Source organism: Streptomyces dangxiongensis, assembly GCF_003675325.1.
Classification (GTDB): Bacteria; Actinomycetota; Actinomycetes; order Streptomycetales; family Streptomycetaceae; genus Streptomyces; species Streptomyces dangxiongensis.
The window spans coordinates 7,316,311-7,332,325 of the sequence record NZ_CP033073.1 but is presented as its reverse complement, the minus strand read 5'-3'; the positions used below and the strand labels follow the sequence as shown (position 1 = coordinate 7,332,325).

At 74.5% G+C, this 16,015-nt stretch carries 13 protein-coding genes; 5 read left to right on the top strand and 8 right to left on the bottom strand.

Annotated features, from left to right (window positions below):
• Nucleotides 1-7: 7 nt before the first annotated feature.
• The 3 genes from D9753_RS32990 to D9753_RS32980 all read right to left on the bottom strand — a co-directional run bounded on the left by D9753_RS32990 (nucleotide 8) and on the right by D9753_RS32980 (nucleotide 1,282).
• Nucleotides 8-184 carry a hypothetical protein gene (locus D9753_RS32990; RefSeq protein WP_205614323.1) on the bottom strand — a complete coding sequence of 59 codons (177 nt, stop codon included), beginning with the start codon at nucleotides 182-184 and terminating at the stop codon, nucleotides 8-10.
• 84 nt (nucleotides 185-268) lie between these two features.
• Nucleotides 269-664, bottom strand: a complete 396-nt coding sequence (locus tag D9753_RS38410; RefSeq protein WP_240468510.1) for an MMPL family transporter — start codon at nucleotides 662-664, stop codon at nucleotides 269-271.
• Nucleotides 665-799: 135 nt separating this feature from the next.
• Complete coding sequence (locus tag D9753_RS32980; protein WP_121790323.1) at nucleotides 800-1,282, bottom strand: MarR family winged helix-turn-helix transcriptional regulator; 483 nt, start codon at nucleotides 1,280-1,282, stop codon at nucleotides 800-802.
• A 92-nt stretch (nucleotides 1,283-1,374) separates the two neighbouring features.
• On the opposite strand from D9753_RS32980, the gene D9753_RS32975 reads away from it, so the two are divergent.
• A complete protein-coding gene (locus D9753_RS32975) occupies nucleotides 1,375-2,886 on the top strand; it encodes an SDR family oxidoreductase (RefSeq protein WP_121791419.1) in 1,512 nt (503 codons plus the stop codon).
• 69 nt (nucleotides 2,887-2,955) lie between these two features.
• Complete coding sequence (locus tag D9753_RS32970; protein WP_121790322.1) at nucleotides 2,956-4,344, top strand: cryptochrome/photolyase family protein; 1,389 nt, start codon at nucleotides 2,956-2,958, stop codon at nucleotides 4,342-4,344.
• 432 nt (nucleotides 4,345-4,776) lie between these two features.
• On the opposite strand, the gene D9753_RS32965 is transcribed toward D9753_RS32970, so the two are convergent.
• Nucleotides 4,777-5,946, bottom strand: a complete 1,170-nt coding sequence (locus D9753_RS32965; protein ID WP_394346783.1) for a MerR family transcriptional regulator — start codon at nucleotides 5,944-5,946, stop codon at nucleotides 4,777-4,779.
• Nucleotides 5,947-6,113: 167 nt separating this feature from the next.
• On the opposite strand from D9753_RS32965, the gene D9753_RS32960 reads away from it, so the two are divergent.
• Nucleotides 6,114-6,746 (top strand): sigma-70 family RNA polymerase sigma factor, encoded by a 633-nt coding sequence (locus D9753_RS32960; protein ID WP_121790320.1) that lies wholly within the window; start codon nucleotides 6,114-6,116, stop codon nucleotides 6,744-6,746.
• Nucleotides 6,747-6,851: 105 nt separating this feature from the next.
• Here D9753_RS32960 and D9753_RS32955 read toward each other — a convergent pair whose 3' ends face one another.
• The gene (locus D9753_RS32955) at nucleotides 6,852-8,291 is read right to left on the bottom strand and encodes an APC family permease (protein WP_121790319.1); all 1,440 of its coding nucleotides are present in this window, start codon (nucleotides 8,289-8,291) and stop codon (nucleotides 6,852-6,854) included.
• A gap of 116 nt (nucleotides 8,292-8,407) precedes the next feature.
• Here D9753_RS32955 and D9753_RS32950 point away from each other — a divergent pair, with 116 nt between their 5' ends.
• Together D9753_RS32950 and D9753_RS32945 are read left to right on the top strand one after the other, a co-directional pair.
• Nucleotides 8,408-9,592 (top strand): ROK family transcriptional regulator, encoded by a 1,185-nt coding sequence (locus tag D9753_RS32950; protein WP_121791418.1) that lies wholly within the window; start codon nucleotides 8,408-8,410, stop codon nucleotides 9,590-9,592.
• 106 nt (nucleotides 9,593-9,698) lie between these two features.
• Complete coding sequence (locus D9753_RS32945) at nucleotides 9,699-12,419, top strand: glycoside hydrolase family 2 protein (RefSeq protein WP_121790318.1); 2,721 nt, start codon at nucleotides 9,699-9,701, stop codon at nucleotides 12,417-12,419.
• 18 nt (nucleotides 12,420-12,437) lie between these two features.
• Here the strand turns inward: D9753_RS32945 and D9753_RS32940 are convergent, their stop codons facing one another.
• The 3 genes from D9753_RS32940 to D9753_RS32930 form a co-directional block, all read right to left on the bottom strand.
• Nucleotides 12,438-13,880: a M6 family metallopeptidase gene (locus D9753_RS32940; protein ID WP_121790317.1), complete on the bottom strand. Its 1,443-nt coding sequence runs from the start codon at nucleotides 13,878-13,880 to the stop codon at nucleotides 12,438-12,440.
• Nucleotides 13,881-14,174: 294 nt separating this feature from the next.
• The gene (locus D9753_RS32935; protein ID WP_205614322.1) at nucleotides 14,175-14,951 is read right to left on the bottom strand and encodes a GNAT family N-acetyltransferase; all 777 of its coding nucleotides are present in this window, start codon (nucleotides 14,949-14,951) and stop codon (nucleotides 14,175-14,177) included.
• A gap of 139 nt (nucleotides 14,952-15,090) precedes the next feature.
• A complete protein-coding gene (locus D9753_RS32930) occupies nucleotides 15,091-15,945 on the bottom strand; it encodes a GNAT family N-acetyltransferase (RefSeq protein WP_121790316.1) in 855 nt (284 codons plus the stop codon).
• Between the last annotated feature and the right edge of the window lie 70 nt (nucleotides 15,946-16,015).

Here is a 16,015-nt window from a genome sequence, read left to right as displayed (position 1 = left end):
CCGTGCCTCAGGCGCGGCCGTCGTCCTCCTGTCCGTCGACGACGACGAGGAAGGCGTCCGACTTGAGGTCCATCACCACGGTGGCCGGTTCGCCCTCGGCGCGCCGGGCCGCCGCGTACTCCTCCGCCGGCCACGATCCCCGCGGAGACCCTGCGGGGAAACGCTCCAACACCTTGGCGCTCATCACGGCGGCCACCTCCTGCGTCGCTGACCCGAACGGAATGTACATGTTGTACCGCTTCTGTTGCCCCGGATCAGCGCAGGCATGTCACCGCATCTCGTCCGCCGTCCGTGGCGTCCGCGGCGCCTTGGGCGCGTCGGGGCGCCGGCCGAGCCGGCCCGGCCACCAGGCGAGGCGGCCGATGTCGCGCACCAGGGCCGGCACCAGCAGGGAGCGCACCACCAGCGTGTCGAGCAGGACCCCGGAGGCGGCGATGCACGCGATCCGCGCGAGGAAGGCCGGCGGGATGACCCGGGTGGATCCGGCGCTGCGCGGCAGGAAGGCGGCCTGGTCGTTGGTGGAGACCTCGCCGAGGCGCCCGGCGAACGGTCCCAGGAAGCCGCCGACGGCCAGCCAGACCGGGAGCAGGGCGAACGGGAGGAGCAGGCGGGCGGTGCGGAGGGAAGGGGGCGGCCTCTCCTGGCTCGGAACGGAGGCGGTCAGCTCAATGACCGACCACCTCAATCATCGGGTCATGTGGTTGCCGTGATCGCACGGCGGACACCTGCTGCCGGTCCGAAGGGGCCGGCGGACGCGGGACCGTCCCCGGCGGGCCGGCGGACGCGGCCCGTACCGGGGTCAGCGTATGCGGGAGAGTTCCTCGTTGAGCGCGGTCAGGGAACGCAGCGCCGCCGACAGTTCCTCCGGCGCGAACCGCGACCGGGCCGCCTCCGTCGCCTCCGCGAGCGGCCGGAACTGGCTCCGGGCCGGCGCGCGGGCACCGTCGGCGTAGTACAGGTGGACCACACGCCGGTCGGCGCTCTCCCGGACCCGGCGGACGTGGCCGGCGCGTTCCAGCCGGTCCGGACACGCGGTGACCGCGCCGGAGGTCAGGCCCGGATGCGCGCGCAGACGGCTCGGCGTCATCGGCTCCTCCCCGTCCGGCACGGCCGCCAGGGCCCGGACGTCGGTGGCGTGCAGCCCGTGGGCCCCGGCGAACGCGTGCACCAGCCGGTTGACCCCACCGTTCGTCCGGCGCAGGTGCACGGCGAAGGACCGCAGGTCCGGCGCCGGATCGTGCGGCGGTCCGGCGCGTCGTTCCCGGTCGTCCGCTGTCACCACGTGATCAGCCTATAGAAGGACACGCATCCGCGGACGCGGCACGACGGGAAGGCATGTACCGGGGGGCCACCGACGCGGAGGACCTGGAAGCGATGAACGACGACGACCCGGCGGGCGGTCTCCGCTGTCTGGTGACGGGAGCCACGGGCTACATCGGCGGCCGGCTCGTACCCGAACTGCTCGCGGCCGGGCACCGGGTGCGCTGCCTGGCCCGCTCCCCCGGCAAACTGCGCGACCATCCGTGGGCGGGCGACGCGGAGGTGGTGCGGGGCGACGTCACCGACGCCGCCTCGGTCGCCGAGGCGATGCGGGACATCGACGTGGCCTACTACCTGGTGCACGCGCTGGGCAGCGGCAGCGGCTTCGAGGAGACCGACCGCCGCGCCGCCCGCGTCTTCGGGGAGCAGGCCGAGGCCGCCGGTGTGCGCCGCATCGTGTACCTCGGCGGGCTCGCACCGGCCGGGGTGCCCGAGGACCGGCTCTCCCCGCACCTGAGGAGCCGCACGGAGGTCGGCCGGATCCTGCTGGCCTCGGGCGTGCCGACCGCCGTGCTGCGCGCCGCCGTCATCATCGGCTCGGGATCGGCCTCCTTCGAGATGCTGCGCTACCTCACCGAGCGGCTGCCGGTGATGATCACGCCGAGCTGGGTGAACACCCGGATCCAGCCCGTCGCCGTACGGGACGTGCTGCGTCTGCTGGCCGGCAGCGCGGGCCTGCCGGACGACGTCAACCGCACCTTCGACATCGGCGGGCCGGACATCCTGACCTATCGGGAGATGATGCAGCGGTACGCGCGCGCCGCGGGCCTGCCCCGGCGGCTCATCGTGGCCGTGCCGGTCCTCACCCCCGGCCTGTCCAGCCACTGGGTGGGGCTCGTCACGCCCGTCCCCGCGTCCCTCGCGCGCCCGCTGACCGAGTCGCTGCGCCACGAGGTGATCTGCCACGAGCACGACATCGAGCGGTACGTGCCCGGCCCGCCGGGGCATCCGCTCGGTTTCGACGAGGCGGCACGGCTGGCCCTGCGCCGGGTGCGCGAGGCGCGGGTGACCACCCGCTGGTCGTCCGCCGCCGTGTCCGGCGCGCCCAGCGATCCGCTGCCCACCGACCCCGACTGGGCCGGCGGCAGCCTGTACACCGACCGACGCGAGGCGGCGGTCGACGCCCCGGCGCACGAGCTGTGGCGGGTGATCGAGGGCGTGGGCGGGGAGAACGGCTGGTACTCCTTCCCGCTCGCCTGGAGCCTGCGCGGCTGGCTGGACCGGCTGGTCGGCGGGGTCGGACTGCGCCGCGGCCGGCGGGACGCCCAGCGGCTGCGGGCGGGCGACTCGCTGGACTTCTGGCGGGTGGAGGAGATCGAACCCGGTCACCTGCTGCGGCTGCGGGCGGAGATGCGGCTGCCGGGACTGGCCTGGCTGGAGATGTCCGCGGAACCCGACGGCAACGGGCGCAGCCGGTACCGCCAGCGGGCCCTGTTCCACCCGCACGGGCTGCTCGGCCACGCCTACTGGTGGGGCGTCTCCCCCTTCCACGCCGTGGTCTTCGGCGGGATGGCCCGCAACATCGCGCGGGCGGCGGCCCGGCAGACCTCCGCGTTCCCCCGCTGACACCGCATCCGCCGCGCCCGCCGCGCCGGAACTGCCCAGCGTCCGCATCCCTCGCCCCGGAGCCGCGCCATGTACGTCTCGGTCGTCCTGTTCACCGCCGACCTGCGCCTGTACGACCATCCGCCCCTGCGGGCCGCACTGGAGGGCGCACGTCAGGTCGTCCCGCTGTTCGTACGGGACACCGGAGTGACCGGCGCGGGCTTCGCCACCCCCAACCGGCTGGCGTTCCTCGCCGACTGCCTGCGGGACCTGGACGCGGGCCTGCGCCGACGCGGTGGGCGCCTGGTGGTGCGCTCAGGCGACGTCGTGGAGGAGGTGTGCCGGGTGGCCACCGAGGCGGACGCCGACGAGGTGCACCTGGCGGCCGACGTGAGCGCCTACGCCCACCGGCGGGAACAGCGGCTGCGGCGCGCCCTGGAGGCCGACGGGCGGCGGCTGCACGTCCACGACACCGTGACCACCGTGGTGACACCGGGCGCGGTGACCCCGGCCTCCTCCGACCACTTCGCCGTGTTCACGCCCTACTTCCGGCAGTGGTCGGCGCAGCACGTGCGGGACGTGCGCGACGCGCCGCGCGCGGTCCGCGTCCCGCCGGGCATCGGGTCCGAGGAACTGCCGTCCCGGGCCGCGCTGTCCGGGCTGTCGCCGGGGCTGGCCGAGGGCGGCGAGACGGCGGGCCGCGAACGGCTCGCCGCCTGGCTGCGTTCCGGCGTCGCCGCCTACGAGGACCGGCACGACGACCTGGCCGGGGACGCGACCTCCCGGCTCTCGCCGCACCTGCACTTCGGCACCCTGTCCCCCGTCGAGGTGGTGCGGCGGGCGCGCCTGACGGGCGGGCCGGGCGCGGAGGCGTTCGTACGGCAGATCGCCTGGCGGGACTTCCACCGCCAACTGCTGGCCGCGCGGCCCGCCGCGGCCGGCGCCGACTACCGCACCAAGCACGACCACTGGCGGTCCGAGCGGACGGCGTGGGACGACATCGAGGCGTGGCGCCAGGGCCGCACCGGCTATCCGGTGGTCGACGCGGCGATGCGCCAGTTGCTGCACGAGGGGTGGATGCACAACCGCGCCCGCCTGCTCACGGCGAGCTTCCTCGCCAAGACGCTGTACGTCGACTGGCGCGTCGGCGCCCGGCACTTCCTGCGGCTGCTGGTCGACGGGGACGTGGCCAACAACCAGCTCAACTGGCAGTGGGTGGCGGGCACCGGCACCGACACCCGCCCGAACCGGGTCCTCAACCCCCTCGCCCAGGCCGGGAGGCACGACCCCGACGGCGCGTACGTGCGGCGCTGGGTGCCGGAGCTGCGGGACATCGCGGGCCCGGCGGTGCACGAGCCGTGGAAGCTGGGCGCCGCGGACCGGGCACGCACCGGTGACTACCCGGACCCGGTCATCGGCCTCGCCGAGGGCCTCTCCCGCTTCCGCCAGGCCCGCGCCCGCGACACCGACGACGACTGAGGCACGACGGACCGGCCACCGCCCGCCCACGTCCCGGGCCAGGGCCGGGAACCAGGGACGGCCGCCGAGGTCGGCACCGGCAGCCGAGGTCGGAACCGGGGACCGGGGCCGGCGGCCGGGGACCGGGTCCGGGGCCGACGGCCGGGAACCAGGGACGGCGGCCGAGGTCGGCACCGGCAGCCGAGGCCGGGGACCGGGAACCGGGAACCGGCGGCCGGGGACCGGGAATCGGGGACGGGCCGGGGACCGGGTCCGGGGCCGGGGCCAGCGGCCGGGAACCGGGACGGGCCGGGCACCGGGGACGGTGGCCGGGGGCGGGCACCCCGCTGTCCGGGCCGCTCCGGCCGGCCTCGGGGGCCGGGCTGAACGCCTCGCGGCCCCGCCCGCACCCGGCGCCGCCGGGGCCGCGCCGACGACGGGCGCGGGTGGGCGTCAGTGGGGCGAGGTGGGCGGGGCGCCGGCCGCCGGTCGGACGGGTTCGGCAGCGCCGTAGGCGATGACCAGGGCGGCGAGGGCCTCGGTCAGGGCGGCCGGGCGGAGCATGCCGGGGGCGGGCCGGCCCGCCCAGCCGGGGCCGCCGAGCATCACCAGCGGCTGCGCACGGGCCCCCTTGACGCCCCATTCCATGGCGGCCACGTGCTCGGCGAGCGGCAGGCTCGCGGTGGAGCGGGCCTGCGCCCACAGCACCACGGCGGCCGGGCCCAGCCGCCGTACCGCCGCGACGAGCGCGTCCGCCGGCACCGCCGCACCGAACATGCGGGTCGCGATGCCGAGCTGGCTCAGTGCCGCGTTGAGTGCCTCCAGCGGAAGGGTGTGCTGCTCGCCGGGGACGCAGGCCAGCAGCACGGGGCCCGCACCTGTGGGGCCCGCCGTCGCCACGGGACGGCGGGTGTGACCGCGCAGGGTGGTGGACACCTGCCAGGACAGCAGGTGCTCCACCTCGACGTACCGGTCCCCCGACGACTCCCATCGGCGGCCCACCGCGTGCAGGGTCGGCAGCATCACGTCCTGCCAGGCGGCCACGACGCCGTACCGGTCCACCGCGGCCTCCAGCCGCTCCCCGACGGCCGCCGCGTCGAGCCGGACTGCGGCCCGGGCCAGGCCCCGGCCCTCCTGCCGGGCGGCACCGGGAGACGGGGCGCCGACGGTGGGGGACGGGGCGCCGACGGTGGGAGACGGGGCGCCGGCGGCGGGCGCCGCGGGGTCGGCCGGGGCGGCGAGGGCAGGCGGCGCGGCGGCGGGCGGCGCGGCGGCGGGGGTGGGCGCGCCGTCGGCCGGGGGGCGGGGGGCCGCCGGGTACGCCCGCTCTTTCGCGGCCCGGGCGGCGTCGGCGGGCGGCACCCCGGACGCGGTCAGCCGGCACATCGTCTCCAGCATGGTCACGTCCCGGGGCGTCCACCGGCGGTGCCGGCCGTCGACGCGGGCGGCGGGTCCCATTCCGTAACGGCGGTCCCAGGACCGCAGGGTGGTGGGCGAGACGCCCAGCCGGCGGGCCAGCGCGCCGGTGGTCAGCCCCGGCTCCGCGGCCCCGGCGGAGCCGGCCCGGCCGCTCTCCGGCACCCGGCCGCTCCCCGGCATCCCCGCAGGGTCGGTCGCCTTCATACGACGACCCTACGACAGTGATACGACGCAGAACCGATGCAAGTTGTCCCGCCGGTCCGCGGACTCGCACGATGAACGCCCGGAGCGCGCCCCGGAACACGCGGTGCGCAGGGACGTCACGGCCGGTCCGGCCCACTCGTCCCGTCCGACGCGAAGGAGCCGTCGTCATGAGCCCGTATTCGACCGCCGTCGCGCCCCGTACCGCCGCCCCGGCCGACCGGCCCGCCGGCCCGCCGCCGTGGCCGCCCGCCGGGGAGCAGTTCACCGACGAGGAACTCGCACGCGGCCTGACGGCCGGTGACGAGGCCTGCCTCGCCGCCGTCCACCGCCGCTGGGCGGGGCTGGTGCACTCGCTGGCGTGGCGCACGCTGGGCGACGCCGCGGAGGCCGAGGACGTCACCCAGCAGGTGTTTCTCGGCGTCTGGCGGGGCCGCGCCGGTTTCCGGCCCGAGCGCGGGACGGTGGCCGGATGGATCGTCGGCATCACCCGCCGCAAGATCGCCGATGCCCTCTCCGCCCGCACGCGCCGCGTCGAGCTGGTCGCGGCGGCGGGCGCGGCCCTGCCGCCGGACGAGTCCGCCGCCGAGCGGCCCGAGGCCGCCCTGGACCGCGTGCTCGTGGGGCACGAACTGGCCCGGCTGCCCGCGCCCCAGCAGCACGTCCTGCGTCTCGCCTACTACGAGGACCTCACCCAGACCCAGATCGCCGAGCGGACCGGGTGGCCGCTGGGCACGGTCAAGAGTTACGCGCGCCGAGGGCTGCATCGCTTGCGCAGCAGTCTGGAACAGCAGGCCGGGTAGGGCGGCGACCGGACCGAACATCTCTGCAATAAAGGGAAAACAGCCGACGAGCATGGCGAACGTGTCGCACAGGGGTGACATGAGGAGTCACCCCGCTTCCGCACGTCAACCCGCGCTCGCCTCCAAGGCGTCGTACTCCTCGCTGATCTCCTTCGCGCCGAACGGCCACACCCGTTCCCGCCACGCCCAGACCAGGAAGGCCGCGCAGCCGAGGGCGAGCCAGGCGAGCGACCACTCGACGGGGCGGCGGCCCGGGGAGTTGCGGTCGGCGTATGCGTAGATCACGCACCAGCCGGCGAAGGCGATGACGGCCGGCAGCGGATAGAGCCCCATCCGGTACGGGCGGTGCAGGTCCGGCTGCCGGCGGCGCAGGACGCTCAGCGCGACGATCTGGGCGAGCGCCTGGACGATGACCATCACGGTGGTGAGCAACTGGATGAGGGTCAGCAGGTCCGTATGACGGCCGATCAGGAAGCCGACGGAGGTGATCACGCCCATCGTCGCGAGACCGAGCGCGGGGAAGCGGTGCCGGGGATGGAGTCGCGCGTACGGCCGGAAGAAGGCGCCGTCGCGGGCCGCGTCGCAGGGCACCCGTGAGCCGCCCAGCAGCCCGGTGAACACGGAGGCGAACGCGGTGACCAGGATGAGCACGGTCACCGCGTCGGCGGCGCCGCTGCCCCACGTCTCCTCCAGCACCGCGGAGGCGACCGAGGTGGAGGCGATGTCGTGGGGGTCGGTCATCCGGTGCCAGTCGACGACGCCGAGGGTGCCGATCTGGAGCAGCAGGTAGATCGCCATGATGCCGAGGATCGACAGGACGATGGAGCGCGGCAGGGTGCGGCCCGGGTCCTTGACCTCGGCGCCCAGGTAGGCGGTGGTGTTGTAGCCGAGGTAGTCGTAGACGCCGATGGTCAGGCCGGCGGCGAAGCCCGGCCAGAAGTGACCGCTCGTCGGGTCGAAGGCGTGCGCCGGGTAGGTGAAGGCGAGGTGCGGGCTGAAACCGGTCGCGGCGGCGGTGATCACCAGGACCACCGAGGCGATCATCACGGCCCACATGACGAGCGTGATGCGGGCGATGTGCTCGATGCCGCGCCAGAGCAGCAGGACCACCAGGGCGATGACGCCGAGGCCGGTCAGATCGCCGGCGGTCCGTCCGAGGCCGGGGGCGAGATAGCCCAGGTACTGCACGAAGCCGACCATGCCCGTGGACAGGATCAGCGGGATGAACAGCATCGCCGTCCACACGAACAGGAACGGCACGAGGCGGCCGGTGCGGTACTGGAAGGCCTGGCGCAGATACACGTAACTGCCGCCGGAGCCGGGCATGGAGGCGCCCAGCTCCGCCCAGACCAGCCCGTCGCACAGCGCCAGGACCGCACCCGCGACGAACCCGGTGACCGCCTGGGGGCCGCCGAACGCGGCGACCATCAGCGGGATCGTCACGAACGGTCCGATGCCGCACATCTGGCTCATGTTGATCGCCGTGGCCTGCAACAGGCCGACGCGACGGACGAAACCACCCGTGGGTGGCGGGCTGCCGGACATGGGGACTCCTGACGCCACGGGAACACGCCGCACCCGGCGGGGCCGACGGGCCGACAAAGTTAAGGAGCCTTACGAGAGGCGTCAAGTATGCGCCGGGCATGCACGAGAATGGTGTGATGCCCGCCAGTGACGTCACGGAGCCGCAGGACCAGCCCTGGAGCCGCCGGCGCCTGCGCAGCGCCAACGAACGGCTGCTCCTGGACCGGCTGCGCGCCCTCGGTGCCGCTTCACGCGCCCAACTGGCCCGCGACACCGGCCTGTCGAAGCCGACGGTCTCCAGCGCGCTGGCCTCGCTGGAGTCGGCCGGCCTGGTGCGCGAGGCCGGCACGCACACCCCCGAGCGCGGTCGCACCGCCGTGCTGTACGCCCCCGACCCGGCCGCCGGGTACGCGCTCGGCGTGGACATCGGCCGGGGCCGGCTGCGCGTGGCGGTGGCCGACCTGGACGGCGCGGTCGTCGCACGGACCGACGTGCGCAACCCGGCCCGTACCTCCGCCGCCCTGGCCGCCCTCGTCGTGGACACCGCCCGCCTGGCGATCGCGCGGTCGGGCGCGGACCCGGCCGAGGTGGCGCACGGGGTGCTCGGCACGCCCGGGGTGTACGACGAGCGGCACCGGCGGGTCCGGTACGCGACGCATCTGCCGGGCTGGGGGCGCGCGGGCCTCGTGGACCGGATGCGCGAGGAACTGGGCGTCCCGCTCGAGGTGCACAACGACGCCAATCTGGCCGCGCTCGGCGAGTACGCGTACGGCGCCGGCGCGGGCAGCCGGCTCTTCGCATACCTCCTGATAGGCACCGGCCTCGGCATGGGTGTCGTCAGCGAGGGGCGGCTGTTCACCGGCGCGCACGGGCTGGCCGGCGAGATAGGCTTCCTGCCCTGGCCCGGCCGCGGAAAACCGCAGCGGCTGGAGGACGCGGTGGCCGGGGTGGCCGTGGTCGAGTCCGCCCGGCGGTTCGGGATGAGCGGCCGGCCGACGGCGAAGGCCGTGTTCGACGCGGCCCGGCAGGGGCAGCCGGCCGCCGTGCGGGCCGTGGAGCTGGAGGCCGAGCGGATCGCGCACACGGTGGCGTCCGCCGCCGCCGTACTCGACCCGGACCTCGTCGTCCTCGGCGGCGGGCTCGGCCACAGCGCCGGGCTGCTGCTCCGGCCGGTCCGTGAGCGGCTGCGCACGCTCACCCCGCTGCGCCCGCGGATAGCGCCGAGCCGGCTCGGCACGGACGCGGTGCTGCTCGGCGCGGTGGCCACGGCGCTGGACACGGCCCGGAACGTGGTGTTCGAACGCCGGACGGCCGGAACCTGACCCGTTCAACGCCCACGACGGCGAGGGTCGTTGACAGGACCCGGAGGCCGCCCTAGCGTGACCGGCGTTTGTAAAGTTTCCTAACTTTACGAGGCTGGAGTCCGCCGTGTTCCCTCGCACCGCCCGCCGGCTTCCCAGGGCCGTCGCGCTGCTCGCCCTGGCCGGCACCGTCACCGCCGGCGCCTGGGCCGGCCCTCGGGACAGGACGGACCCCGAACCCCACCGGTCCGCCCGGATCACGCACGTGCCCGCCGCCGCCGGCACCAGCACCCCGCTCGCCGGCTACGCCGTCCGGTCCACGGCGCAGGTGACCGACTCCGCGGCGGCCGTCTCCTCCCCCGGCTACCCGGCTGCGGGCTGGTACCGGACGGGCCCCCGCGCCACCGTGCTGGCCGCGCTGCTGGCGAACGGCGTGTACGCCGACCCGTTCCGCTCCACCAACCAGCAGAAGATGGCGAGGGCCGACTTTCAGGTCCCCTGGTGGTACCGCTCCGACTTCACCGTCGAGGACACCGCGCGGCGCACCTTCCTGGACTTCAGCGGGGTCGTCTCGGCGGCCGACGTCTACGTGAACGGCCGGCGGGTGGCCGAGGCCGCGGATGTCACCGGCGCCTACACCCGCCACGAACTGGACATCACCCCGCTGGTCGGGTCCGGCACGAACACGGTGGCCTTCCGGGTCCGGCCCAACGACCCGAACAGCGACCTCACCATGGGCTGGCTCGACTGGCTGCAGCCCCCGCCCGACCGGAACATGGGCCTCGTCCGTGACGTCCTGGTCCGGCGGGGCGGCCCGGTCGCCCTGCGTGACGCGCACGTGGTGACGGAGCTGGCCGTGCCGTCGCTGGCCACGGCCCGCCTGACGGTGAAGGCCCGGGCGCGCAACGACTCCGGCACGCCGGTGACCGCCGAGATCTCCGGCAGCGTCGCCGGCACGCGCCTCACCCGTACCGTGCCGCTCGCCGCCCACGAGACGAGGACCGTCACCTTCACCCCCGAGGACACCCCGGGCCTGCGCCTCACCGCGCCGAAGGTGTGGTGGCCGGCCGGGATGGGCGGGCAGCCGCTGTACGACCTCGCCCTGACCGCGTCCGTCGCCGGCACGGTCTCGGACACCGCCGCCGAGACCTTCGGCATCCGGGACGTGCGGGCCCCGTTGAACGCGGACGGCGCCCGGCAGTACCGGATCAACGGCCGCAGGCTGCTGGTCCGGGGCGGCGGCTGGTCCCCGGACGAGTTCCTGCGCTGGGACCGCGCCTACGCCGAGGACCGGCTGAAGTACGCCGTCGACCTCGGCCTGAACACCCTCCGCCTGGAGGGTCATCTGGAGCCGGACGAGTTCTTCGCCCTGGCCGACCGCTACGGCGTCCTCACCCTGCCGGGCTGGGAGTGCTGCGACAAGTGGGAGGGCGACGTCAACCCCAGCGGGTCCGGGAAGAAGTGGACCGACGCCGACCATCTCGTCGCCAGGGCGTCCATGGCCGCCGAGGCCGCCCGGCTGCGCGACCATCCCAGCGTCCTGTCCTTCCTGATCGGCAGCGACTCCGCCCCCGACGCGACCATCGAGCGGGAGTATCTCGACGCCCTGAGGGCCGCCGACTTCACCGCCCCGGTCGTGCCCGCCGCCTCCGACGACTCCACCCCGCAGCTCGGCCGTTCCGGCATGAAGATGAGCGGCCCGTACGACTGGGTGCCGCCCGGCTACTGGTACGCCAAACGCGAGGGCGGAGCCACCGGCTTCAACTCCGAGACCAGCGCGGGCCCGAGCATCCCCACCCTGGACACCCTGCGCCGGATGCTGACACCCGCCGAACTCGACACCCTCTGGCGGGATCCGGATGCCCGGCAGTACCACCGCTCACCGTCCGCCACCTTCGGCACCCTCGCCCTCTACGACCACGCCCTGGCCGGCCGTTACGGCGCCCCCACGGGCCTCACCGACTACGTCCGCAAGGCCCAGCTCACCCAGTACGAGAACGTCCGCGCCCAGTTCGAGGCGTACGGGCGCAACGCCACGGACGCCGAGGAACCCGCCACCGGGGTCGTGCACTGGATGTTCAACAGCGGCTGGACGTCCCTGCACTGGCAGTTGACGGACCGCTACCTCGATCAGAACGGCGCCTACTTCGGGGCGAAGAAGGCGAACGAACCGCTGCACGCGCAGTACTCCTACGACGACCGGTCGGTCGTCGTGGTGAACAACCGGCACACCGGGGAGCACGGTCTCACCGTGCGGGCCACGCTCTTCGACCCGGACGGCACACGCAGGTGGGACAGGACCGTCACCGGGACGGCCGTCGACGGCGACGGCGCCCGCACGACCGCCCTCACCCTGCCGGCCTCGGTGAGCGGTCCCGCGCGCACCCATCTGCTCCGGCTGGTGCTCACCGACGCCGGGGGCACGGAGGTGAGCCGGAACGTGTACTGGCTCTCCACCGTGCCGGACACCCTCGACTGGGACGACACCGACTGGTACCACACCCCGACCACGGGATACGCCGACCTCGGCGGGCTCACCTCGATGGGGCGGGTGCCGGTGACGGCGACGGCGGTCACCCGCTCGGCGGGAGGCACCTCGACCACGACGGTGACCCTGCGGAACGCCGGGACCGGTAGGACCCCGGCGCTGTTCACGGACGTCCGTGTCGTGGACGCGCAGGACCGGCCGGTGCTGCCGGTGCGCTGGTCGGACAACGAGGTGAGCCTGTGGCCCGGCGAGGAACTGACCCTGACCGCCACCTACCGGACCGGCGATCTGCGCGGATCGGCGCCACGGGTGCGGGTCTCCGGCTGGAACGCGCCGGAGCGGACGGTGCCGTCCGCCTGACGCGCCCCGTTCCCCGGCTCAGCCGACCTGGAGCGCGGTGTCGTCCACGACGAACGACGTCTGGTACTTGGAGCCCTCGGTGCCGGTGAACCTCAGGGTGACGGTCTGCCCGGCGTAGCCGCCGAGGTCGAAGGTGCGCTGGGTGTACCCGGACGCGGCGTCGAGGTTGGAATAGGCCGCCAGGGTGGCGAGGACCGTGCCCGAACCGTTCACGACCTGGACCTTCAGGGTGTCGTAGGCCGTGCTGGTGGTGGTCTCCGCCGTGTCGACGTGCAGGGCGAAGCCGAGCGTGGCCGGGCAGCCGGACGGGATGGTCACCGACTGGGCGAGCGTGTCGGTGGTGGCGGTGCCGTTTCCGTCGAGCCAGGCGTAGTACGAGCCGGAACGGGCCTTCTCACCGGTCGAGTTGGTGATGACACCGCTCGTGGCGCTCCACACCGTGCTGCCGGACTCGAAGCCGCTGTTGCCGAGGAGCTGGGCGGCGGTGCAGGACGTCGAGCCGCCGCCGGTGCCGCCGCCGCCCGCGCCGGACAGCCACGCGGTGGCGTTGAGGGCGAGGGCCGCGTCGGTGGCGCCGGAGTCGTTCCAGCCGTCGTACAGGGTGTTGCCGGACTGGCCGGTGCCGTCGTCGATCGGGGAGCTGTCTCCCCAGAACGCGACCCGGCCGCTGCCGAAGGTGCTGGTGGCGAAGAACGCGCCGGTGTTGCCGGAGTAACCGGTGCGGTACAGCAGGCCCTTGACACCGGGGTTGTCGGCGGGCTTGAGCGTGGCGGTCGTCCCGCTGGCGATCAGGCTCTTGGTGACGGTGCCGAAGGAGCCGTGCAGGACCGGGTCGGTGCTGTCGTTGACCGCGGCGGGGTGGTCGGAGCTGATGCTCAGCGAGTCGATGGAGAAGCCGAAGGGGTCGGTTGAGTCGACGCTGTTGTTCGTCATCAGGTCGTTGAAGATCTCGACCGCGTCCTCGCCGTCGTTGTTGCGGTCGGCTCCGGTGTGGTCGGAGATCATGAACAGACCGCCGCCGTTCTTCACGAAATTCATGATCGCCGTCTTCTCTGCGGCCGTGAACAACGTGTTCGGTTCCGGCAGGACCAGCGTGTCGACGTTGGACAGGTCGGTCGCGGACGTGCCGCCGTAGCTGAGGGCGGAGCCCTGCGGCAGCGTCTTCAGGCTGTAGGAGCCGGTCTTCTCCAGCGCGACGCCCCACGAGGACAGGGCGCCGGTCCAGTCGGTCTCGGCGGACGGGGAGGAGTCCTGGCCGAGCGGGTCGGGCTGGCTGGTGGAGATGATCCAGTCGGCGTTGCCGGCCGTCTCGGCGTGGGCGTTGTCGAACAGGATGCGGTGCTGGGCCGCCGCATGGGCGGGGGCCCCGGTGCCGAGCTGGAAGGCGGCTCCGCCGAGGAGCAGCCCGAGGCCGGCCAGGGCGGTGGTGAGTCTGCGGCGGGAACTCCTGGTTCCGGGCATCCGGCGAACCTCCGTGTGGGGTGGGGAGAGGCGGTGCGGGCGCGGTCTGCGCGCGTAGAGCCTGGTCGAGAGTTCTACACGCGTCGATTGATTGAAAGGTACATGGCATTAAGGGGCGGTGAACAGAGGCGCCCCGCACACCGAGGGACCCGGCGGGATCGAGTGGCCGGCCGGATCGTTTCGGCGGCGGGTGGGGGTGGGGTGGCCGTGCCGTGCCGGGCCGGACCGGACCGGGGCTCGGTCAGGCGGCGGGGGTGCGGCTGCGCCGGAACGGGACCGGACCCGGCCGGTGGGTCAGACTCCGTAGAGGTAGGGCGTCGTGGTGCTCAGCGCGTGGAGGCCGAGACGTGCCAGGATCGGGCGGCTCAGGGGTGAGGCGTCGACCTGGAGGTAGCGGTAGCCCTGGGCGGCGGCGACGCGGGCCCGGTGGGCCACCAGGGCCCGGTAGACGCCCCGGCCCCGCCAGGCCTCGACGGTACCGCCGCCCCACAGCCCGGCGAACCGGGTGCCGGGCACCAGTTCCGTGCGGGCGGCGCCGACGGGCTCCGCCCCGGCCAGCGCGACCACGGCGACGAGCGTGCCGGGGTCGGCGGCCAGCCGTGCGAGCAGCCGGTGCCGAAGCCGGGTGCCGTCGGTGCCGAAGGCCCTCTCGTGGACGTCCACCACGAGGTCCACGCCGGCCGGATCGGTGGCCCGCACCAACCGGACACCGGCAGGGGGCTCGGCGGCCGACACCGGCCCGGCGGCCTCGCCGATCATCAGCGTCTCCTCCGGCTCGGCCCGAAAGCCGGCGGCGAGGAGCCGGTCACCGAGGTCCGCCGGCTCGTCGTGGCCGTACACCTTCCACTCGAAGTCCCGGCCCAGGCCCGTGAAGCGGTCGATCTGGTCGCGGATCGCCAGGTCGGCGCCCGCCGCGTCCGGCCGGGACCAGAGCACGCCGTTCCACCCTTGCGCGTCGGCGACCTGACGCACGACGGCACCGGCCCGCTCGATCCGGGCCCCGGGCCCGTCGGGGCGGGCGTTCTCGCGCATCTCACGGTCGTACAGGGCGAGCACGGCAGCATGATCCATGCGGCTCACCCCAGCACGAGCGGCTGGACCCGGCAACGGGATTACCGGCCGCCCGGCCGGACGGACGGGGAACGGCGGACGGCGGACGGCGGGTCGGCCGGATTCATCCCGGCAGTCAGACCCTCAACTCCTCTTCGTTTCAGCCGAGTTCGAGGGTGGTGACCCCGAACACGCGCTCCCGGGCGTGGTCGCGGACCGGGCCGGTGTACATGCGGGCGGTCTCGAACGAGGGGCGCAGTCCCGCCTCCTGTGCGAGGGCGACACCGGCCGTGTTCGGCTCGGGCACGTCGATCGCGACCTCACGGCCGACCACGTCGGCGGTCAGGGCGGCGAAGAGAGCCCGGGCGTCGTCGGCGGTGTCGGCGAAGAGGGGGCCGACGCGCAGGGTGTCGTAACCGGGGCGGATCACGCCGTAGCCGGTGAGGCGCCCGCCGTCCTCCCGTACGACGGCACGGTGGCCGGGTGCGGTGAGCCATTCGGCGAGGAACCGCGGGCGGTCCGCGGGACAGCAGGCGCCGTCGTAGGCAGTGAGCGCGGCCAGGTCGGCGGAGGCGGCCGGACGGACGCCGGCGGGTACTCCACCGACGGGGGCGGTGCCGGTGAACCGGATCGTCCGATGGGCGAGTTCGAAGCCGGACTGACGGTAGTTGTCCTGCTGGGCGACGACTCCGTCGAGGCCGACGGTCCGGCTGCCCGCGTGGGCCAGGGCGGTCTTCCAGGTGGTGAGGCCATGTCCGTGGCCGCGCAGGTCGGGGCGGACGAGATAGCAGCCGAGGAAGGCGTAGTCGGGGCCGTAGGTGACGACGGAGACGGCCGACACCGGCTCGCCGTCGATCCGGCCGAGGAAGAAGCCGTCGGGGTCCTGGGCGAAGAACGCGGGTCCGTCGGACAGCCCGGGATTCCAGCCCTCCGCCGCCGCCCATCCGCTGATCACCGGCCAGTCGGCGAGGGTGGCCTGCGTGACGACGAGGTCGTGGGGGGCCGCAGAGGTCATGGGTGTGCTCCGTATCCGTCGGGGAAACCGCCGCACAGCATCCTTCCGGAGCAACGGGGGCCGCGCCACG